Genomic DNA, 21,781 nt, shown 5'->3' on the forward strand with positions numbered 1-21,781 from the left:
AGTGCTCCGATGGATTATAGATACAGAACACGTTGCAGTTCTTGATAGCTGGTGGTGCCTTCAAGCAACTTATCGATACCGGATTCTTGCAGTGTTCTCATTCCTTCTCTACGCGCGAGATCTTCAATCTCTAACGCGTTAGGTTTATTAATCAGACTATTTTTTAGTTTGTCGGTAAACGGCATCACTTCGTAGATACCCACTCGACCGGAGTAACCCTGATTACACTCATTGCATCCTTGAGGATTGGCTTGGTAGATGTTTTGGCTGTTAGGAATAGAGTGACGCAGAAATATGTCCGGCGAGTTGTCAGCTGCTTTACAGTGGTTGCAAAGTCGCCTTGCCAGTCGCTGCGCGATAATCAGGCTTAATGACGAGGCGAGGTTAAAGGGTTCAATCCCCATATGGGCGAGCCGAGTCACGGTTTCCGAAGCTGAGTTAGTATGGAGTGTCGAGAGGACTAAGTGACCCGTTTGCGACGCTTTGATCGCGATCTCGGCGGTTTCTAAATCACGGATCTCACCGACCATCACCACATCAGGATCTTGTCGCAAGAACGATCGTAGTGCTTCGGCAAACCCAAAACCGATCTTTGGCGTCACCTGCACCTGATTGATACCACACAGGTTGATCTCCACCGGGTCTTCAGCTGTTGAGATATTACGCTCAGAGGTGTTAAGCATGCGAAGCCCTGTATAAAGAGATACCGTTTTGCCACTGCCTGTGGGCCCAGTCATTAAGATCATCCCTTGTGGGCGTTTTAGGGCATTGAGATAGAGCGCTTTTTGATCCTCGCTGTAACCGAGCTTATCAATGTCGAGATTGGCTGCACTGCTGTCTAGAAGACGCAGTACGATCTTTTCTCCACATAATGTCGGTAGAGTCGACACACGCATATCGATCGCGATCTCGTCGTTCAAACGCAGCTTAATACGGCCGTCTTGAGGTAAGCGACGTTCAGCGATATCAAGTTTGGCGAGAATCTTTAAACGAGCGGATAACCGACGGCTTAAATGAGACGCCGGCTGTTGGACCTCAACAAGAATGCCATCGCAACGCAGACGCACTCGGTAGTTTTCTTCATAAGGTTCGAAGTGGATGTCTGATGCGCCTTTACGCACCGCATCCACTAATATTTGGTTTATAAAACGGCTAACAGGGGAGTCGTCTTGACTGAGATCTTCAATGGAAGCTATTTCGTCGTCAGAAACCTCAACGAGATCGGCGAGTTCATCCTGTGTGATCTCTTTACGCTTGGAGTCTTGCCCGGAAATAGAGCGACCATAAAGCTTTCGTATGGCGCCTTCTAATTCAGAGTAGTTAGCGACAACAAGTTCTATCTGCAACCCTGTCGCGAATCGAAAGTCATCTTCTGCTTGCAAGTCGGTTGGATCGGCGGAGGCGAGTGTGAGAGTAGAATTAGATACTGAAATCGGGATTGCTCGATATTTGGTGATCAACTCACGAAGCCCCAATTGCTCACACAAGATTTCGTAGTCAGTACTGGCTAGTTGTACTAACGGTAAGCCGAAGATGGTTTTGATATTGTTTGCTAAGGAATCGCCGGTGAGGAAATCAAGAACGAGCAAAGCTTCAGGCGTAGAAACACCTGTAGCTTGCACATGTTCCGCAACGGCTTGTTCTTGAGTCAGGCTAAGTAAGTTAGCCTGACGGAGAATTCTTGGGAGGTTGTTAGACACGTTAAGGCGTTGCCAGTTTACAGCCTTTCAGGGTATCTGAAAGTAATGTAGCAGGGATGTCATGCGTGCATTTCCAACCTGAATTACTTCTCGTGTAAGTTATTTTTTTACCTGAAAGTGATGCTGAAGGTAAAAAAGTGAAATCAGCAGTTCCATTTGTGGCTGTAGTTCCATCTTTTGTAAATTTAAGAGTTCCCATAGCACTCATGTCTGTAGCTGCACCAAAATCGCTTGCTTGAGCGTCTTCTGGGAATGCCCCTTTTTCTTGTATATACATATCTATATTAGTCAATAGTGTTTTAGGTATGCTAACTCCAGCATTTGCTTCGGTTTTGATTACATAGCTCTTATAAGCAGGAACTGCGATTGCACTTAATATGCCGATAATGCCGACCACTATCATCAATTCAATCAGCGTAAAGCCTTTCTGGTTTGTTCTTTTACTTTTATTTTTCATTGTTCTATTCCATTCGTTAGTTTGTTTCAGTGCAAGCACTGGTTGACGGAAAGAATAGAAGTTGAGATTTAGATGTGGAATGGTGTTCAGGTGTGGGCGCGAGTGGTTTTGTATTTATTAGTGTGTTGTTTCATATAGGGCGCAAAATTATGCGATCAGCTTAGTTAACTGATTGATATACTGATAATAAAAGCAATAAAAAGGCATGGCTGATTGCCATGCCTTGAAGTTAAGTGATTGATAGAACAATGAGATTAAGCTTTGAATCGCATTGAAAGGTCCATTGCTTTTAGATGCTTAGTCAGTGCTCCCACAGAAATGTAATCGACACCCGTTTCAGCAAATTCTGCAATCGTATCTAAAGTTACGTTACCTGAATTTTCTAGTGCTGCACGACCTGCGTTAATTTTAACGGCTTCACGCATCATGTCTGTGGTGAAGTTGTCTAGCATGATGATGTCAGCACCGGCGCTGATCGCCTGTTCGAGCTCTGCTAGGCTTTCGGTTTCAACTTCTACAGGCTTACCCGGGTTAAGCTCTTTTGCAGTAGAGATAGCCTTCTCAATCCCACCACAAGCGATGATGTGGTTTTCTTTGATTAGGTAGGCATCGAAAACACCAATACGGTGGTTGAAGCCACCACCACAAGCCACTGCGTATTTTAGTGCGCTACGTAGGCCAGGAATCGTTTTTCGAGTGTCTAATAGGCGGCATTCTGTGTGTTTGATTTTGTCAGCGTAGATTGCTGTCGCCGTCGCACAACCCGATAGTGTTTGAATGAAGTTCATTGCGTTACGCTCACCGGTTAAAAGTGCGCGAGCAGGGCCTGCTAGCGTGCAAAGAGTTTGGTTTGGTTCAACCTTGTCACCGTCTTCTACGTTCCACTCGATAGTGACTTCACCGCCCAATTGCTTAAACACTTCATCAGCCCAAGCTTTACCACAGAACACACCGTGCTCACGGGTAATGATAGTTGCGCTGTTGATTGCGTCTGCAGGGATTAGACTTGCCGTAATATCAGCCGCTGGATCTAACGTTCCACCTAGATCTTCTTTGATGGTCTCAGCGACTGCGCGAGTGATCTCTAGCGGCAGTTGCTCTTTTAAGTAATCAAGGCGTTGGTGGCTGTTATGTGTGTTTTTCATCGCAAATCTAATCTTGAAAGGGAGTGGGAATGGAATGATACTCTTGCTTAACTTCAAATTAAAGAGGCTAGCGCGACTGCTCTATGGGCCAAGTCACAATCTTATTGCGCTAGTAGAAAAGAAAGCGAGACTAAGATGACGATGAGCTCCAACGGATGGTACGACAATGCTCGGCATGTTCCTTCTCCGTATTTTGATGCTAGACCCAGCACCGACGATATCTCTCTGCTGGTGGTTCATAACATTAGTTTACCACCAGGCCAATTTGGCGGCCCTTACATTGAACAGTTTTTCACGGGCAAACTTGATCCGGCAGATCATCCATTTTTTAAAGTGATTCACCAAATGGGCGTTTCGGCACATTGCTTGATTCGCCGTGATGGTGAGGTGGTACAGTTTGTGTCATTTCTTGACCGAGCTTGGCACGCAGGCCAGTCGAGCTTTGCGGGGCGTAAAAGGTGTAATGATTACTCGATTGGTATTGAGCTGGAAGGAAGCGACTTTATCGCTTATACAGAGCAGCAGTACCAAGCGCTTTCTCGATTAACAGAAACGATCGTATCGACTTTCCCTCAAATAACCACCGAGCGTATCACTGGTCATCAATATATAGCCCCGTTACGCAAAACTGACCCTGGTTTGGTTTTCGACTGGCAGAAGTTTAAAGGCGAGCTCAAGGTTTAAGCCTCATTATCGAAGATGCTCTTATTGTTGCTGGTGGTTGAATAGTCAACGCCTAGCATAATGACTTGTGAATTTTTGTTGTTGCGATGTAAATAAAGTGGTTAGGGGGAGGGCGTCAATAAATCGAGAGTGTGACGAGCTTATCAAACGATCTAATATTAAAACTTATGAACAGGATTTCTACCTCTAATGTGCGCTTGGTTTGATTTTTAATCAAGTGGCACTCATCTTTCTGAAACAATCCATTTTTATCCTGAAACTTTCTAGCACGGATACTCCCCAAAAGTATTACCCCTGTAAATGGTAAGACCAAATTGGTTGCTGTTTTAAATTTCATTTGTTAAATCATGGTTAATTCGTGCTGTGTTCTATGATTCAGGTCAATTTTAGTCTGGACAGTGGCGTTTTAATTATGTTAATTTCTGCCCAACTTAAAATTGGTAATACCAATTGTCAGCGAAGAAAAAGAAGAACAACAAACTATGGCTTATCAAAGGATTCGTCAGCCAAAACTCTCGGACGTTATCGAACAAGAGTTAGAAAGGTTGATAGTGGAAGGAACACTGGCTCCAGGGCAGCAGCTGCCGCCTGAGCGTGAACTGGCGAAACAGTTCGATGTGTCTCGTCCTTCAATCCGAGAAGCGATACAACGTTTAGAAGCAAAACGCTTGCTTACTCGCCGTCAAGGTGGAGGTACGTTTGTTAGCGAAAATATCTGGAAAAGCTTTTCAGATCCTTTGCTTAATTTGTTGTCCTCCCATTCTGAAACCCAACTAGACTTGTTGGAATCGCGTCATGCGATGGAAGGGATTTCGGCTTACTTCGCGGCATTACGTGGTACTGATGAAGACTTTGCTCGAATTCAAGCATGCCAAGAAAAAATTCGCGGTGCGCAAGATAAGGGTGATATTGAAGCCGAGTCTGCAGCTGTGATGGCTTTTCTTATTGCTTTAACAGAGGCAGCGCACAATGTGGTGTTATTGCACATTGTTCGTAGTTTGGCTCCGTTACTCGAACAAAACGTCTTAGAAAATTTAAAACTGTTGCATCGTCGTAAAGACGTTGTGGAGAAAGTGAGTATACATCGAGCTAATATTGTAGATGCGATCGTTTCAGGACAGCCAGAACAGGCGCGTGAAATGTCACACTCTCATTTAGCTTACATCGAAGAAACATTGATGGATTTGACCAAAGAAGAGTCGCGCCGCGAACGTTCTTTACGTCGAATCCAACAGGGTAAATAGTCGTAATACTTCGGCTTTTTACGTGTTTAGTAGAATCCAACTAACAAAAAGGATAGATCGCCATGTCTGACATGAAGCATGACGTTGATGCTCTGGAAACTCAAGATTGGTTAGAAGCTCTTGAGTCAGTAGTACGTGAAGAAGGTGTAGAACGTGCACAGTTTTTACTAGAACAAGTTCTAGATAAAGCGCGTTTAGATGGTGTTGATATGGCTACAGGCATCAACACGAACTACATCAACACAATTCCAGCAGCACAAGAGCCAGCTTACCCTGGTGACGTAACTCTTGAGCGTCGTATTCGTTCGATTATTCGCTGGAACGCAATCATGATTGTATTGCGTGCTTCTAAGAAAGACCTAGACCTTGGTGGTCACATGGCTTCTTACCAGTCAGCTGCTGCGTTCTACGAAGTATGTTTTAACCACTTCTTTCGTGCTCCAAACGAGACAGACGGTGGCGATCTAGTTTACTACCAAGGTCACATCTCTCCTGGTATCTACTCTCGTGCATTCGTTGAAGGTCGTCTAACTGAAGAACAGCTAGATAACTTCCGTCAAGAAGTTGATGGTAAAGGTATCCCTTCATACCCGCACCCTAAACTAATGCCTGAATTCTGGCAGTTCCCAACAGTATCTATGGGTCTAGGCCCTATCTCTGCTATCTACCAAGCGCGCTTCCTTAAGTACCTTGAAGGTCGTGGCATGAAAGATACTTCAGGTCAGCGTGTATACGCGTTCCTAGGTGACGGTGAGATGGATGAGCCAGAATCACGTGGTGCTATCTCTTTCGCTGCGCGTGAGAAGCTAGACAACCTATGTTTCCTAATCAACTGTAACCTACAGCGTCTAGACGGCCCTGTAATGGGTAACGGTAGCATCATCCAAGAACTTGAAGGCCTATTTAAAGGCGCAGGTTGGAACGTTGTTAAAGTTATCTGGGGTAGCAACTGGGATTCTCTACTAGCTAAAGACACGACTGGTAAGCTTCTTCAACTAATGAATGAAACTATCGATGGTGACTACCAAACATTCAAATCTAAAGATGGCGCATACGTACGTGAGCACTTCTTTGGTAAGTACCCAGAAACAGCTGCACTAGTTGCAGACATGACTGACGACCAAATCTTCGAACTGAAACGTGGTGGTCACGATTCTTCTAAACTGTTCGCTGCATTCAACAATGCAAAAGAGACAGGTGGCAAACCAACAGTAATCCTAGCTAAGACAGTTAAAGGTTACGGTATGGGTGAAGCTGCAGAAGGTAAGAACATCGCTCACGGTGTTAAGAAGATGGACATGACTCACGTACAATACCTACGTGACCGTCTAGGCCTACAAGACATCCTTTCTGATGAGAAAGTATCTGAGCTTCCTTACCTAACACTGGAAGAAGGTTCAGCTGAGTACGAATACCTACATGCTCGTCGTAAAGCACTACAAGGTTACACTCCTCAGCGTCTGCCAAAATTCACTCAAGAGTTCAAAGTTCCTGAGCTAGACGCATTCGCACCTCTACTGGGTGAACAGAAGCGTGATATCTCTACAACGATGGCTTATGTACGTACGCTTAACATCCTTCTTAAAGATAAGAACATTGGTAAGAACATTGTTCCTATCATCTGTGATGAAGCTCGTACATTCGGTATGGAAGGTCTATTCCGTCAGGTTGGTATCTACAACCCACACGGTCAAGACTACACGCCTGAAGATAAAGGCATCGTTTCTTACTACAAAGAAGCAACGTCTGGTCAAGTTCTTCAAGAAGGTATCAACGAACTAGGTTCTATGGCTTCATGGGTTGCAGCTGCAACTTCATACAGCACAAACGATCTACCGATGATTCCGTTCTACATCTACTACTCAATGTTCGGTTTCCAACGTATTGGTGACATGGCTTGGTTAGCAGGTGACCAACAAGCTCGTGGTTTCCTACTTGGTGCAACTGCAGGCCGTACAACGCTAAACGGCGAAGGTCTACAGCACGAAGATGGCCACTCGCACATCATGGCGAACACTGTACCTAACTGTATATCTTACGACCCAACGTTTGCTTACGAGCTAGCGGTAATCATGCAAGACGGTATCCGTCGCATGTACGGTGAGAACCAAGAGAATGTTTACTACTACCTAACAGTAATGAACGAAAACTACGCAATGCCAGCAATGCCAGAAGGCGCTGAAGAAGGCATCCGTAAGGGTATTTACAAGCTTGAGTCTTACGCAGGTTCTAAGTCTAAGGTTCAATTAATGAGCTCTGGTACTATCATGAACGAAGCGCGTAAAGCCGCTAAGATCCTGAGCGAAGAGTACGGCGTAGCATCTGATGTATTCTCTGTAACGTCGTTCAACGAACTGACTCGTGACGGCCAAGCGGTAGAGCGTGACAACATGCTTCACCCAGAAGCTGAAGAGAAAGTACCGTACATCACAACTGTTCTTGGTAACGAACCTGCAATCGCAGTTACGGATTACATGAAGAACTACGCTGAGCAAGTACGTGCATTCATGCCTTCTGAGTCTTACAAAGTACTTGGTACTGACGGTTTCGGTCGCTCAGACAGCCGTGAAAACCTACGTCGTCACTTCGAAGTAAATGCAGGCTACGTTGTTGTTGCAGCACTTACTGAACTGGCTAAACGTGGTGATGTTGAGAAATCAGTAGTTGCTGAAGCAATTGCTAAATTCGGCATCGACGCAGACAAAATTAACCCGCAATACGCATAAGACTGGCATTAAGGTAGGTAAATACAATGACAATCGAAATTAATGTACCAGACATCGGTGCTGACGAGGTTGAAGTAACTGAGATTCTTGTAAACGTTGGCGACAAGGTTGAAGAAGAGCAGTCACTGATCACTGTTGAAGGCGACAAAGCTTCAATGGAAGTTCCTGCGTCTCAAGCGGGTATCGTTAAAGAAATCAAGATTTCAGAAGGTGATTCTGTTTCTACCGGTTCTCTTATCATGATCTTTGAAGCGGAAGGTGCAGCAGCACCGGCTGCGCCAGCAGTTGAAGCGGCAGCACCAGTTGCAGCCGCTCCTGCAGCGGCGGCTGAGCTTAAAGAAGTTCACGTTCCTGATATCGGCGGTGATGAAGTTGAAGTAACTGAAATCATGGTAGCTATCGGCGACGCAGTAGAAGAAGAGCAATCTCTTCTTACTGTTGAAGGTGACAAGGCTTCAATGGAAGTTCCTGCACCATTCGCTGGTATCGTTAAAGAAATCAAGATCGCTTCTGGTGATTCAGTATCTACTGGTTCTCTAGTGATGGTATTTGAAGTGGCAGGTTCTGGCGCTCCAGTTGCAGCAGATCCTGCTCCAGCGGCACCAGTTGCAGCGGCTCCAGTAGCATCTGCTGAGAAAGAAGTGAACGTTCCAGATATCGGTGGCGACGAAGTAGAAGTTACTGAAATCATGGTAGCGGTTGGCGATACAGTAGAAGAAGAGCAATCTCTAATTACTGTTGAAGGCGACAAAGCTTCAATGGAAGTGCCTGCACCATTCGCTGGTACAGTAAAAGAAATCAAGATTGCAGCTGGCGACAAAGTGTCAACAGGCTCTTCAATCATGACTTTCGTTGTTGAAGGCGCAGCTCCAGTAGCAGTAGCGGCTTCAGCTCCAGCACAAGCAGCAGCTCCGGCAGCAGCACCTGCTCCTAAAGCAGAAGCAGTAGCTCCAGCAGCTGGCGACTTCCAAGAGAACGGTGACTACGCACACGCTTCTCCAGTTGTTCGTCGTCTTGCTCGCGAATTTGGCGTTAACCTTTCTAAGGTTAAAGGTACTGGTCGTAAGAGCCGTATCCTTAAAGAAGACGTTCAGTCTTACGTTAAAGATGCACTTAAGCGTCTAGAGTCTGGTGCTGCAGCATCTGGCAAAGGCGGCGATGGTTCTGCTCTTGGTCTACTACCATGGCCAAAAGTTGACTTCAGCAAGTTCGGCGAAACGGAAGTTCAGAAGCTTTCTAAGATTAAGAAGATCTCTGGCGCTAACCTGCACCGTAACTGGGTAATGATCCCTCACGTTACACAGTGGGACAACGCAGACATCACTGAGCTAGAAGCATTCCGTAAAGAACAGAACGCAATCGAAGCGAAGAAAGACACTGGCATGAAGATCACTCCACTTGTGTTCATCATGAAAGCTGTTGCTAAAGCGCTAGAAGCATTCCCAGCGTTTAACTCTTCTCTTTCTGAAGATGGCGAAAGCATCATTCTTAAGAAGTACGTAAACGTGGGTATCGCTGTTGATACACCAAACGGTCTAGTTGTTCCTGTCTTCAAAGACGTGAACAAGAAAGGCATTTACGAGCTATCTGAAGAGCTAATGGCTGTTTCTAAGAAAGCACGTTCTGGTAAGCTAACAGCGGCAGACATGCAAGGCGGTTGTTTCACAATCTCTAGCCTTGGTGGTATTGGCGGTACTGCATTTACTCCAATCGTAAATGCTCCAGAAGTAGGTATCCTAGGTGTATCTAAGTCTGAAATTAAGCCAGTTTGGAATGGTAAAGAGTTCCAACCACGTCTACAGCTTCCACTGTCTCTATCATACGATCACCGTGTGATCGATGGTGCTGAAGGTGCACGCTTCATTACTTTCCTAAACAGCGCACTATCTGACATTCGTCGTCTAGTACTGTAATTGAGAAAGTAATTATTAAGGTGACTTTCGGGTCACCTTAATTCTTTATATAAAGACTATTTTTAGAGAACAGTTTCCGGCATTTCTCATAAACTGCGGGGGAATTGTTGTCTAGCTCACAGGCTAACTTAAAGCTACTTTCACACTGTTAACATCTCTGTAAAATGTTTCCTGTTTGAAAGCCCAATAATTTTAAGAACATCTACTCAGCCTGTTAGGGATAATGACTACAAGAGGTCACAATGAGCAAAGAAATTAAAGCCCAAGTTGTTGTACTTGGTTCAGGTCCTGCTGGTTACTCAGCGGCATTCCGTTGTGCGGATTTAGGTCTAGAAACAGTACTAGTTGAACGTTACAGCACTCTTGGTGGTGTATGTCTAAACGTTGGTTGTATTCCATCAAAAGCACTTCTTCACGTATCTAAAGTAATTGAAGAAGCAAAAGCGATGGCAGAGCACGGCGTTGTATTCGGCGAGCCACAGACGGACATCAACAAGATCCGTATCTGGAAAGAAAAAGTAGTTGATCAACTGACTGGCGGTCTTGGCGGTATGGCTAAGATGCGTAACGTTACAGTTGTTAACGGTTTTGGTAAGTTCACTGGTCCTAACAGCATTCTTGTTGAAGGCGAAGGCGAAGCAACGACAGTTAACTTCGACAACGCAATCATTGCTGCGGGTTCTCGCCCAATCAAACTTCCGTTCATCCCACATGAAGACCCACGTATTTGGGACTCTACGGATGCACTAGAGCTAAACGAAGTACCAGAAAAACTGCTTATCATGGGCGGTGGTATCATCGGTCTTGAGATGGGTACGGTTTACCACTCTCTAGGTTCTAAAGTTGAAGTTGTTGAGATGTTCGATCAAGTTATCCCTGCTGCGGATAAAGACATCGTTAAAGTCTTCACTAAGCGCATTAAAGATAAGTTCAAGCTAATGCTTGAAACTAAAGTGACTGCTGTTGAAGCGAAAGAAGACGGTATCTATGTTTCAATGGAAGGCAAAAAAGCACCAGCTGAAGCTGAGCGCTACGATGCAGTTCTTGTTGCTATCGGTCGTGTTCCAAACGGTGCACTTATCGACGCTGAAAAAGCAGGTATCGAAGTTGATGAGCGCGGTTTCATCAATGTTGATAAGCAAATGCGTACTAACGTTCCTCACATCCACGCGATCGGTGATGTTGTTGGTCAACCAATGCTTGCTCACAAAGGTGTGCATGAAGGTCACGTAGCTGCTGAAGTTATCTCTGGTAAGAAGCACTACTTCGATCCTAAAGTAATCCCATCAATTGCGTACACTGAGCCAGAAGTAGCTTGGGTAGGTAAGACTGAGAAAGAAGCGAAAGCGGAAGGCCTGAACTACGAAGTTGCTACCTTCCCTTGGGCTGCTTCTGGTCGTGCAATCGCTTCAGACTGTGCTGACGGTATGACTAAGATGATCTTCGATAAAGAGACTCATCGCGTAATCGGTGGTGCTGTTGTTGGTACTAATGGTGGTGAACTTCTTGGCGAAATCGGCCTAGCAATCGAAATGGGTTGTGATGCAGAAGATATCGCACTGACTATCCACGCTCACCCAACTCTACACGAGTCTGTTGGTCTTGCTGCAGAAGTATTCGAAGGTTCAATCACTGACCTTCCAAACAAAAAAGCAGTGAAAAAGAAGAAGTAATTCTTCTTTAGCCACTCGCTAATGTTTTTAAAAGCCGCTGATTCGTCAGCGGCTTTTTTATGTCTGAAGAAAAAATGGTCGTCATGCCTGTAAGAGATCCCCAACTCGCTCGTCCCTCGCTCTTGAGGGTGATGAAGTGAAGTGTTGAAGCTCATGCTTTAGTGTCTAATTAATTTTTCCGTCTGTCGTTTACGATGACGATGAAGTTAAGCGTAGTAGTTCTTTATATCCGTCATTCTTTAGAGTGACGAAGGAAGGAATAGGGAATCTGATTAGGTGAGAGGAAATAAAAAAGGGTTAGCGTAAAAGCCAACCCTTTAGTTTTGTTCGAAGATCGAATCTACTTATAAATGCACAGCATGTTCAAGTAGCTATCCGTCAAGGTCGAAAGTTCTTCTTGCGTATCTACACGTTTCGCTTGGATGAATAGCGAGTAGCAAATGCCGTGGAATAGATTTGCTAGGTGTTTAGGATCGTGATCGTCACAGACTTCGCCGCGTTCAATCGCCTTGCTAAACATGTTTTGTACTAACATCTGGTTAGTGCGGTTAGTGGTTACAAACAGAGGCCACACTTCATCGCGAGTTGATGCACTCCATTCGAACCATACATTTAACCAATTGCTATCTTGAGCCACTAACGTCACCATTTCAGTCGCAATATTATGTAGATTTTCTTTTGCGTGAATATCTAGGTCAATGTTGTCTGAAAGGAAGTTCGAGAATTGACGAACAACGTGGTTAAGTACTTCATCAACCAGATCTTCACGGGTAGGGAAGTAGTTAAATACTGTTGCTACTGACACCTGAGCGATGTCGGCAATATCAGCGTGTCCACCGCGGCCAATGCCACGGCGAGAGAATACTTCAAGTGCGATTTCCATCAATTGAAGTTTTCTTTTTAAGGGTGAAAGCCTAGTTCTAGGTCTCTTCGTTATTGAGTCCATATTGTTTTTCCTTGCCAACGAATTTTTATATTAATGATTTTATTATTATTTAAGCCAAGATGAGTGTAATGGTGCATATGTGAATGGTCAATCCCTTGTGCTTGTTTTATAGACAGTTACATCAAACTTGATACATAAAGCGTGATCAGTGTTGATGTGAAAGGATGCGAGTATTGGATAACGCACCAATGCACATTTCATTGAGAATCTAACAGTAAATTCGAAGCATAAGGTGGTGTGGGTATTTGAGCAGTGCTAGACTTACGCACAAAATTGAGCGACACAACTGACGAAAGTGTCAACATTCGTCGCAATCACCAAATAAAATGAGAGCAGTATGAAGCATACAGTTGAAGTCATGATCTCTGAGCAAGAAGTTCAGGATCGAGTGAACGAACTAGGCAAGCAGATCACGGAGCACTACCAAGGTAGCGAAGATCTAGTTTTAGTTGGCTTATTGCGCGGATCTTTTGTCTTTATGGCGGATCTTGCTCGTGCTATCGATTTAACTCACCAAGTGGATTTCATGACTGCGTCTAGCTACGGCAACGGCATGGAAAGCTCACGTGATGTTCGTATTTTGAAAGACCTTGATGATGACATCCAAGGTAAAGATGTTCTACTTGTAGAAGACATTATCGATACTGGTAACACGCTGACTAAAGTAAAAGAAATTCTGAGCCTGCGTGGTCCTAAATCTATCGAAATTTGTACGTTATTAGACAAGCCTTCTCGTCGTGAAGTCATTGTAGACACAAAGTGGATTGGTTTTGAAATCCCAGATGAATTCGTTGTTGGTGTGGGTATCGACTACGCACAAAAATATCGTCACCTACCGTACATCGGTAAAGTTGTACCTCAAGAGTAATAACGACTCTGTTGAACACAAACAAAAAAGGCTCGCAAAACGCGAGCCTTTTTTATATCTATTCTTTCTTATATCTATTGGTTAGACGTTAAGAATTAACCTAGGATTGGAGACGATAGGATTTTATCAAGCGCCGCTAAATGGCTGTTTTCTAAAGTATCATCACTTGAGCAACGAACACCAAGATCTTGCAGCTTGCCATTACCAATACCATAAACCACACCGTGGATTTCAATATCTTGTCCACGTTCCCATGCGCTTTGCATGATGGTCGAGTTACCAAGATTGTAGACTTGTTCTGCAACGTTAATTTCGCATAACTTGTCACCCCATTGTTCACGAGGCAGAGATTCAATTTGCTTACGGTACTTAAGATAGTTATCGCGTATGTGGAGTAGCCAGTTGTTGATAAGACCCAGTTTAGGGTTATCTATCGCTGCGTTAACACCGCCACAGCCGTAGTGACCACAAACAATAACGTGTTTCACTTTGAGTACATCGACAGCGTATTGCACTACTGATAAGCAGTTTAGGTCGGTATGAACTACTTGATTAGCGACATTTCGGTGAACAAACAGTTCGCCAGAATACAAACCAGTGAGACGCTCGGCCGGAACGCGACTATCTGAGCAGCCTATCCATAGAAAACCAGGGCTTTGACCCTCTTCAAGCGTTGTAAAATACTCTGGTCGTTGAGAGCGAATTTCTTCTGACCATTTAGAGTTGTTTTCAAAAAGCTGTTTAATCTCTGGCATTTTGCGTCTTACATCCCTTAATTAAGAACTCTAACTATACACAATGTTACAAATTCAATCTTGTAAAAACTGTGTCAAATAGTACTCATCTGACGTGTACTAGTCGTTAAAATCATTAACTTCGCGTAAAAGGCATAATCCGAATATAAGAGACGAATAGTGTGATTAAATTAACACTTTCTGAACCGTTGATACATTTGTTAAAGTGATAAGGTTTGTCATTTCATCATCAGGAAGGTGTGTTTTGTTTGGAAGTCGTTTTACGGATATCAATCTCAAAGGAGATATGTTTGGCGGTGTAACTACAGCCATCATCTCATTGCCTTTAGCGTTGGCATTTGGTGTCGCTTCTGGTGCGGGCGCGGAAGCTGGCCTTTGGGGCGCCATCATGGTGGGCCTATTTGCGGCATTGTTTGGTGGCTCAAGCAGCTTGATATCAGAGCCTACCGGGCCGATGACAGTGATCATGACGGCAGTAATGACCAGCATGGTGGCCAAGTACCCTGAAACCGGGATGGCAATGACCTTTACCGTGGTAATGATGGCGGGTGCTTTTCAGATATTACTCGGTACATTAAAGCTAGGAAAGTACGTCACTTTGATGCCATATAGCGTGATATCTGGCTTTATGTCCGGTATCGGCGTGATTCTTGTCATTCTGCAGCTTTCTCCTTTGCTAGGGCACGCAGCCCCTTCTGGCGGAGTGATGGGCACACTTTCGGCACTTCCTGATACGCTAGCAAATCTGAAAGTCAGTGAGCTGTTTTTGGGGGTGTTAACGCTTGGTATCCTTTTCGGTTTTCCTGCTAAATATCGTAAGTATGTGCCCGCTCAATTGGTCGCTTTAGTGGCTGTAACGCTCTTATCCGTTATTATCTTTGATACCGATTCTATTCGCCGTATTGGTGAAATTCCCGCAGGCTTACCTTCTCTTGTTATTCCGACTATCAGCTCTGAGCAATTCACCACAATGGTTATCGATGCTTTGGTGCTAGGTACTCTTGGTTGTATTGATACGCTTTTGACTGCGGTTATCGGAGATTCATTGACTCGTAAAGAGCATGATTCAGACAAAGAACTTCGTGGCCAAGGCATTGCGAATATGATTTCTGGTCTGTTTGGTGCGCTACCCGGTGCGGGCGCAACCATGGGCACCGTGACCAATATTCAGGTAGGGGCTCGTTCTCCGCTTTCTGGTGTTATTCGTGCTTTGGTGCTTGCGCTAGTGGTATTGGTTGCGGGAGGCTTAACAGAACCGATCCCTATGGCTGTGTTGGCTGGTATCGCGATGTATGTCGGTTTCAACATCCTTGATTGGAGTTTTATTCAGCGCGCACACAAGGTGAGTTATGCTGGCATGGGTGTCATGTACGGTGTGATGTTATTAACCGTATTCGTTGATCTAATTATTGCGGTCGGGCTGGGCGTTTTTATCTCAAACATTCTGATCATTGAAAGGCTGAGTCGAGAGCAAGCTAGACAAGTTAAGGCGATCAGTGATGGCGATGATGAAGACGATATCCCATTGACTGACAGTGAACGTCAGTTACTGGATAGTGCTAATGGTAAAGTGCTGTTCTTCTACCTTTCTGGGCCGATGATATTCAGTGTTTCAAAAGCGATTTCACGTCAACACTCGAGCATTTCTGATTATGAAGCGATGATCTTAGACCTAACTGATGTGCCTATGATTGATGTTACCGTTGGCTTAGCGCTAGAAAATGCGATTAAAGATGCCCTAGATGCGCAGTGTGAGGTGTACTTATTGTGTCCTAATGAGAATACTCGTCAGCAATTAGAAAAATTCCATGTGATTGACCTTGTGCCTGAATCCAATACTTATCGATTCAGATATGAAGCCCTGACAGCGGCAACAAGCTATGTTGATAGAGATGAACATCAATTTGACTCGGTTTAATCTTCAGCAATAATTTGACATGAATCAGTTATAGACGACAAATATAGTATTGGTGATTAATGCCGTTAAGTTAATAACTTAACGGCATTTTTTATGTTTACTGAACACTGAATTGCTCTTTAGGTACCTAATATTCTTGTTCGCTTTCGAAAGAAAGCCTCACTCGGTATTTGTATTAATCGTTAATCAACGATAAACTTGTTTGCAAAATGGTCGAGTAAATAAGTTTGAGTTAGTTTTCTGCTAGCTCGTTTTAAGTATTACTCTCTTTCTCAAGCTCGGTCATCAACATCTTATCTATAGCAAATGGCAGTCTACCTCTATGTATGCATTAGAAATTGAGCAACTAAGAAAAACTTATGCAGGGGGCTTTGAGGCTCTTAAGGGCGTGAGTTTACAAGTAGAAAAAGGCGACTTTTACGCACTACTTGGCCCAAATGGTGCGGGTAAATCCACCACCATTGGTGTTATCTCTTCACTGGTTAATAAAACGTCAGGCAAGGTTAAAGTGTTTGGCTACGACATTGATACCGATCTGGAGCTAGCGAAGTTGAACTTAGGTTTAGTCCCGCAAGAGTTTAACTTTAACCCGTTCGAAACGGTTGAGCAGATCGTGCTACAACAAGCCGGTTACTACGGTGTACCGAAAGCTCTTGCTAAAGAACGCGCTAAAAAGTACTTATCTCAGCTCGATTTGTGGGAAAAGCGTGGCGAACGTGCGCGTAACTTATCTGGTGGTATGAAGCGTCGTTTGATGATCGCGCGTGCACTGATGCATGAGCCTCATTTGTTAATTCTTGATGAACCAACGGCGGGTGTTGATATTGAATTGCGTCGTTCAATGTGGGAATTCCTCAAGGAGATCAACGAGAAGCAGGGCATCACCATTATTTTAACTACGCACTATCTAGAAGAAGCGGAAATGCTGTGTCGTAACATTGGTATCATCAATCGTGGTGAGTTGATTGAGAACACCACAATGAAGTCGCTGTTGGGTAAGTTGAGTGCCGAGACCTTTATTCTTGATCTTGAAGAGGGTGCGACTGAACCTAAACTTGAAGGTGTGAATAGCCAAGTGATGGTTAATGGCTCGCTAGAAATCGAAATCGACAAGAATCGAGGTTTGAATACCATCTTTGATCAATTGAGTGAGCAGCAGGTAAAAGTTCTCTCTATGCGTAACAAAGCAAACCGCCTAGAAGAGCTATTTGTGAGTATCGTCCGTGAGGGGAATAAATAATATGTACAGCCTATATTGGACCGCTTTCTGCAGCTTGTTGACCAAAGAGATCAATCGCTTCACGCGTATCTGGGTACAAACTCTGGTACCGCCAGCGATTACCATGACGCTTTACTTCATCATCTTCGGTAACCTGATTGGTGCGCGTATTGGTGAAATGAATGGCTTTAGCTACATGGAATACATTGTGCCCGGTCTGATCATGATGTCGGTGATCACCAACTCATATTCCAACGTTGCTTCATCGTTCTTTAGTGCCAAATTCCAGAAGAACATTGAAGAGCTGCTTGTAGCACCTGTTCCTAACTACGTGATTATCGCCGGCTTCGTAATGGGCGGCGTGGTGCGTGGCTTGTTAGTGGGCACTATCGTCACCTTTGTATCGCTGTTCTTTGTTGACCTTCAAGTCGACCACTGGGGCGTGATCATTGCGACGGTATTTCTCACGTCGGTTGTGTTTGCTCTGGGTGGCTTGATCAACGCGGTATTCGCACGCACGTTTGATGATATTTCTATTATCCCAACCTTCATTTTAACGCCGCTGACGTATCTCGGTGGTGTGTTCTACTCGATCAGTCTATTGCCTGAATTCTGGCAAGGTGTATCGAAGTTGAACCCTATCGTGTATATGGTAAACGCGTTTAGATATGGTTTTTTGGGTGTGTCTGATGTGGGTATTGTGACGTCGTTTGGCGTACTAGGTGTGTTTATTGTCGTGCTGTATGGCATTGCACATTACTTAGTTACAAAGGGGATCGGCTTACGTAGTTAACTTTTAGTTATCCAAGAGCTATTAGTTATCTAGGAGCTATTAATTATCCTAAATCGCAGGCAAAGAAAAAGGTCGATATTACATCGACCTTTTTTATGTTTTTCATTTGTGCTTTGCGGTAGAACCTGGTTTACGTAAAGAGGAAAAAGCGATTACTCAGCAGTTTCTTCTTTCACTTCTTCTTTCGTTTCCGTGACCAAATCTAAAACTTGGTTGTCGATAAGACGAGTCTTACCTAGGAAAGCCGACATTAGAATCACTGCTTGAGTCGATTCTGAAGTGATCGCTTGTAACGTTTTTACATCACAAATGAATATTTCATCCGGTTGCAGGTCAGCTGCGCGTAGTTGGTCTGTTGCATCTTCAATGACAGACGCGTAATCATCACGACCACCACGAATAGCACTGCTGATCCAACGCATAGTGCGCGCTAGAACTGGAGCTCGCTGACGTTCATCAATCGTTAGGTTGCTATTGCGAGAGCTCATGGCTAAACCATCCATTTCACGAACAGTCGCTACGCCCACAACTTCAATGTCTATCGCTAAGTCAGTTGTCATCTGGCGAATCACAGCAAGTTGTTGGAAATCTTTCTCACCGAAGCATGCAAAGTCTGGCTGAACGATATTAAACAGTTTCGTGACAATTGTTGATACACCGCGGAAATGACCTGGGCGAGAGGCACCTTCAAGCATATGAGATATACCAGGGACTTCAACAAACGTCTGTTTGTCCAATCCATCTGGGTACATAACCTCTGGTGTTGGCGTAAAGACTAACTCAACACCTTCTCCTGTTAGTTTGTTTAAATCGGCTTCTAACGTACGAGGGTAGTTATTTAGGTCGTCGGCGCGATCAAACTGCATTGGGTTAACAAAAATGCTTACAACAACAATGTCAGCCAGTTCACGAGCTTTCTTGACCAGAGTTAGGTGACCTTCATGTAGGTTTCCCATTGTTGGGACAAAAGCAACCGTACGTCCATCACGCTTAAACTGTTTAATCTGCTCACGAAGAGCCGCTATTTCAGCAAAAGTTTGCATAGTTACTCCTAAGCGATTGTATGAGCATCATCAGGGAAACGTGCGCTCTCTACTTCTTCTTTGTATAGAGCGACGGCTTTACGCATATCACCTGTTTCAGCTAGGAAATTCTTAGAGAATTTCGGCATGTAGTTCGCAGAAATACCGAACATGTCATGCATAACCAAGATCTGACCATCGGTAACATTACCTGCGCCGATGCCGATAACCGGTACGTCACAAGCTTCTGTAATTCTTTTTGCTAATGAAGCTGGTACACATTCAAGAAGAACGATTTGAGCACCTGCATTTTGTAGTGCTAGCGCATCAGCAACCATTTTATCGGCTTGCTCGTTGTCACGACCTTGAACTTTGTAACCACCAAAAATGTTTACCGATTGAGGCGTTAAGCCTAAGTGTGCACATACTGGTACAGCACGTTCTGTTAGCATCTTCACAGTTTCAATCAACCAGCTTCCGCCTTCGATTTTCACCATGTTCGCACCAGCGCGCATTAAGGTTGCTGCGTTCTTACAGGCTTGCTCTGGTGTGGCGTAACTCATGAATGGCATGTCAGCCATAAGAAGACAGTTTGGGCTACCGGCACGTACTGAGCGAGTATGGTAAGCAATATCTTCAACGGTTACTGGTAATGTATCGTTACGACCTTGTAGAACCATGCCAAGTGAGTCACCGACAAGTAGAACTGGCATATCTTGGCTTTCGAATAATTGAGCAAAGCTCGCATCATAAGCTGTCGACGTCGCGAATTTACGGCCTTCTTGTTTGCACTTGATTAGGTCGTTAATGGTTACTTTTTTCATTGATTTTCCTTAATGCGCTTGGCTATTGCTGCCAAACATTGAGCCCGTTCTTATCTACTATTTTTAGTAGTTCTGTCAGCTCAGTCCCATCAGGGAGTTGTAAACTTGGTGCGATTTCAGAAAGCGGGTAGAGCACAAACTCTCTTTCTTTCATTCCGTAATGAGGAACGGTTAAGCGCTCTGAATCGATCACCTCATTGCCGTATAACACGATATCGAGATCCAAGGTTCTTGGCCCCCAACGCTCGTCTTTACGGACGCGCCCTTGTTCTTGCTCGATCTTTTGAGTGCAATCAAGCAGTTCAATTGGCGTTAATTCTGTTTTAATTGCTACTACCGCGTTGATGTAGTCGGGTTGGTTTTGCGGCCCCATTGGAGTGCTACTATATAGCTGTGAGGTCGCAACAAACGTTGTTCGCGGAAGATTCTTTAGCGTTTCGATAGCCAAGTTTGCTTGGCTAACGGGGTCGGCAAGATTACTGCCGACCGCAATGTAAGCCGTTATCATTCTGATTGCTTACTCTTTTTGTTCCTGTAAGTCTTACGGCGACGATGACCCGACTTTGATGGTGCTGCTACGTCATTAGCCATCGCTTGACGCATATTGCGTCCTGCTGTCTGATAACGCTCCCACCATTTTGCTAGTTCTTTGGTTTCGCCACCTTCAATTTCGCCACGCATTTCTAGGAAATCGTAGCCAGCACGGAACTTGTTGAGTTCCATCAGGCGAACGGCACGTTTACCGTTGCGGCGAGGCAGTCGTAGTTGCAGTTGCCAAACTTCGCGAATGGTTGCGGTATGGCGACGAGGAATCGCAATTGATTTTACTTGTCGATCAAGAATGATGTTACTTGCTTCCATGATCGCATCGTAGTGCGCCATACCCTGTTCAGCGACAAGCTTATCTGCCAACTTGTTCATTGGGTACCAAAGCATTGCAGCAAACATAAACGCGGGGTTTACTCGCTTGCCATCTTCGATGCGAAGGTCAGTCGAGTCGAGTACCAAATCAAGCATTTGCTCGGTATGTGAGTCGTAGCCTTCTGTGAAGTGTTCCGCTACGGAAGGGAACATCTGCTGGAACAGATTGTACTCACGCATCAAGTGGTAGGTTTCTAAACCGTGACCTGATTGCAGTAATTTTAGAGACTCTTCGTAAAGGCGCGCTGCTGGAATATCTTTTAGAAGGTGTGCTAACTCTTCAATTGGGTCGGCTGTATCTTCCTCAATATCAAAATCCAGTTTAGCGGAGAAGCGCATTGCACGTAGCATGCGTACTGGGTCTTCGCGGTAACGCGTTTCTGGATCGCCAATCAGGCGGATCAGCTTATCTTCTAAATCTTCTACACCACCCGCGTAATCGTGGATGCTATAGTCTGCAATGTTGTAGTACATCGCATTGATTGTGAAGTCACGACGTTCTGCATCTTCATCAACATTGCCGTACACGTTATCGCGTAGCAACATACCTTCTTCAGATTGCGCAGAAACGTTTTTCGATGGCTCTTGGTGGTGACCACGGAAAGTTGCTACTTCAATGATGTCACGACCAAACATGATATGTGCCAAGCGAAAACGTCGACCGATAAGGCGACAGTTTCTGAATAGGTGCTTGATTTGCTCTGGCGTTGCGTTGGTCGCGATATCAAAATCTTTTGGCTGAGAGCCTAATAAGATGTCGCGTACACCACCACCGACTAGAAATGCGTCAAAACCCGCACCATTCAGGCGATATAACACTTTAAGTGCATTGTCGCTGATCTGCTTGCGTGAAATATTGTGCTCTTGACGAGTATAAATATTCAGAGCTAATTCGTGGAATCCGCGTTGTTCGCTTGGGGTATTGTCGTTTGTATTCATTAGTTTATAACAAAGTAGGTATCGCCAGCTTTGT

At 44.6% G+C, this 21,781-nt stretch carries 18 protein-coding genes; 9 read left to right on the forward strand and 9 right to left on the reverse strand.

The window, feature by feature from the left end:
• Nucleotides 1-14: 14 nt before the first annotated feature.
• The 3 genes from pilB to nadC form a co-directional block, all read right to left on the reverse strand.
• Nucleotides 15-1,700 (reverse strand): type IV-A pilus assembly ATPase PilB, encoded by a 1,686-nt coding sequence (gene pilB / locus ACED60_RS03230; protein WP_371726927.1) that lies wholly within the window; start codon nucleotides 1,698-1,700, stop codon nucleotides 15-17.
• Nucleotide 1,701: 1 nt separating this feature from the next.
• Nucleotides 1,702-2,157: a pilin gene (locus ACED60_RS03235; RefSeq protein ID WP_017101230.1), complete on the reverse strand. Its 456-nt coding sequence runs from the start codon at nucleotides 2,155-2,157 to the stop codon at nucleotides 1,702-1,704.
• A gap of 254 nt (nucleotides 2,158-2,411) precedes the next feature.
• Nucleotides 2,412-3,302, reverse strand: a complete 891-nt coding sequence (gene nadC, locus ACED60_RS03240; protein WP_102249157.1) for a carboxylating nicotinate-nucleotide diphosphorylase — start codon at nucleotides 3,300-3,302, stop codon at nucleotides 2,412-2,414.
• A 135-nt stretch (nucleotides 3,303-3,437) separates the two neighbouring features.
• Here nadC and ampD point away from each other — a divergent pair, with 135 nt between their 5' ends.
• From ampD to lpdA, 5 genes are all read left to right on the forward strand, one after another.
• The gene (gene ampD / locus ACED60_RS03245; protein ID WP_017103844.1) at nucleotides 3,438-3,986 is read left to right on the forward strand and encodes a 1,6-anhydro-N-acetylmuramyl-L-alanine amidase AmpD; all 549 of its coding nucleotides are present in this window, start codon (nucleotides 3,438-3,440) and stop codon (nucleotides 3,984-3,986) included.
• A gap of 482 nt (nucleotides 3,987-4,468) precedes the next feature.
• Nucleotides 4,469-5,230 (forward strand): pyruvate dehydrogenase complex transcriptional repressor PdhR, encoded by a 762-nt coding sequence (gene pdhR / locus ACED60_RS03250; RefSeq protein ID WP_009847596.1) that lies wholly within the window; start codon nucleotides 4,469-4,471, stop codon nucleotides 5,228-5,230.
• A gap of 62 nt (nucleotides 5,231-5,292) precedes the next feature.
• Complete coding sequence (aceE, locus tag ACED60_RS03255) at nucleotides 5,293-7,956, forward strand: pyruvate dehydrogenase (acetyl-transferring), homodimeric type (RefSeq protein ID WP_009847595.1); 2,664 nt, start codon at nucleotides 5,293-5,295, stop codon at nucleotides 7,954-7,956.
• Between the two features lie 26 nt (nucleotides 7,957-7,982).
• Nucleotides 7,983-9,869: a pyruvate dehydrogenase complex dihydrolipoyllysine-residue acetyltransferase gene (gene aceF, locus ACED60_RS03260; protein WP_371726928.1), complete on the forward strand. Its 1,887-nt coding sequence runs from the start codon at nucleotides 7,983-7,985 to the stop codon at nucleotides 9,867-9,869.
• A gap of 242 nt (nucleotides 9,870-10,111) precedes the next feature.
• Nucleotides 10,112-11,542: a dihydrolipoyl dehydrogenase gene (lpdA, locus tag ACED60_RS03265; RefSeq protein ID WP_012604738.1), complete on the forward strand. Its 1,431-nt coding sequence runs from the start codon at nucleotides 10,112-10,114 to the stop codon at nucleotides 11,540-11,542.
• Between the two features lie 340 nt (nucleotides 11,543-11,882).
• On the opposite strand, the gene ACED60_RS03270 is transcribed toward lpdA, so the two are convergent.
• Nucleotides 11,883-12,488 carry a LuxR/HapR/OpaR family quorum-sensing transcriptional regulator gene (locus ACED60_RS03270; RefSeq protein ID WP_012604737.1) on the reverse strand — a complete coding sequence of 202 codons (606 nt, stop codon included), beginning with the start codon at nucleotides 12,486-12,488 and terminating at the stop codon, nucleotides 11,883-11,885.
• Nucleotides 12,489-12,825: 337 nt separating this feature from the next.
• On the opposite strand from ACED60_RS03270, the gene hpt reads away from it, so the two are divergent.
• Nucleotides 12,826-13,356 carry a hypoxanthine phosphoribosyltransferase gene (gene hpt / locus ACED60_RS03275; protein WP_009847591.1) on the forward strand — a complete coding sequence of 177 codons (531 nt, stop codon included), beginning with the start codon at nucleotides 12,826-12,828 and terminating at the stop codon, nucleotides 13,354-13,356.
• Nucleotides 13,357-13,451: 95 nt separating this feature from the next.
• Here the strand turns inward: hpt and can are convergent, their stop codons facing one another.
• Nucleotides 13,452-14,111, reverse strand: a complete 660-nt coding sequence (gene can, locus ACED60_RS03280) for a carbonate dehydratase (protein ID WP_371726929.1) — start codon at nucleotides 14,109-14,111, stop codon at nucleotides 13,452-13,454.
• A gap of 286 nt (nucleotides 14,112-14,397) precedes the next feature.
• On the opposite strand from can, the gene ACED60_RS03285 reads away from it, so the two are divergent.
• From ACED60_RS03285 to ACED60_RS03295, 3 genes are all read left to right on the forward strand, one after another.
• Nucleotides 14,398-16,029, forward strand: a complete 1,632-nt coding sequence (locus ACED60_RS03285) for a SulP family inorganic anion transporter (RefSeq protein WP_029223085.1) — start codon at nucleotides 14,398-14,400, stop codon at nucleotides 16,027-16,029.
• 322 nt (nucleotides 16,030-16,351) lie between these two features.
• On the forward strand, nucleotides 16,352-17,269 hold the full coding sequence (locus ACED60_RS03290) for an ABC transporter ATP-binding protein (protein ID WP_009847588.1): 918 nt from the start codon (nucleotides 16,352-16,354) through the stop codon (nucleotides 17,267-17,269).
• Nucleotide 17,270: 1 nt separating this feature from the next.
• A complete protein-coding gene (locus ACED60_RS03295) occupies nucleotides 17,271-18,041 on the forward strand; it encodes an ABC transporter permease (RefSeq protein WP_009847587.1) in 771 nt (256 codons plus the stop codon).
• A gap of 152 nt (nucleotides 18,042-18,193) precedes the next feature.
• Here the strand turns inward: ACED60_RS03295 and panC are convergent, their stop codons facing one another.
• Genes panC through pcnB form a run of 4 tightly spaced genes read right to left on the reverse strand, consistent with a single transcriptional unit; the run spans nucleotide 18,194 to nucleotide 21,747 of the window.
• The gene (panC, locus tag ACED60_RS03300) at nucleotides 18,194-19,084 is read right to left on the reverse strand and encodes a pantoate--beta-alanine ligase (protein ID WP_371726930.1); all 891 of its coding nucleotides are present in this window, start codon (nucleotides 19,082-19,084) and stop codon (nucleotides 18,194-18,196) included.
• A gap of 8 nt (nucleotides 19,085-19,092) precedes the next feature.
• The gene (gene panB / locus ACED60_RS03305; RefSeq protein WP_371726931.1) at nucleotides 19,093-19,887 is read right to left on the reverse strand and encodes a 3-methyl-2-oxobutanoate hydroxymethyltransferase; all 795 of its coding nucleotides are present in this window, start codon (nucleotides 19,885-19,887) and stop codon (nucleotides 19,093-19,095) included.
• Nucleotides 19,888-19,909: 22 nt separating this feature from the next.
• Entirely contained in the window at nucleotides 19,910-20,395 is a 486-nt protein-coding gene (folK, locus tag ACED60_RS03310; protein ID WP_065678072.1) for a 2-amino-4-hydroxy-6-hydroxymethyldihydropteridine diphosphokinase, read from the reverse strand.
• Nucleotides 20,392-21,747 (reverse strand): polynucleotide adenylyltransferase PcnB, encoded by a 1,356-nt coding sequence (pcnB, locus tag ACED60_RS03315; protein WP_371726932.1) that lies wholly within the window; start codon nucleotides 21,745-21,747, stop codon nucleotides 20,392-20,394. The genes folK and pcnB overlap by 4 nt, the downstream gene beginning before the upstream one ends.
• Nucleotides 21,748-21,781: the final 34 nt, after the last annotated feature.

This window comes from Vibrio sp. 1F279 (assembly GCF_041439815.1).
GTDB lineage: Bacteria > Pseudomonadota > Gammaproteobacteria > Enterobacterales > Vibrionaceae > Vibrio > Vibrio tasmaniensis_A.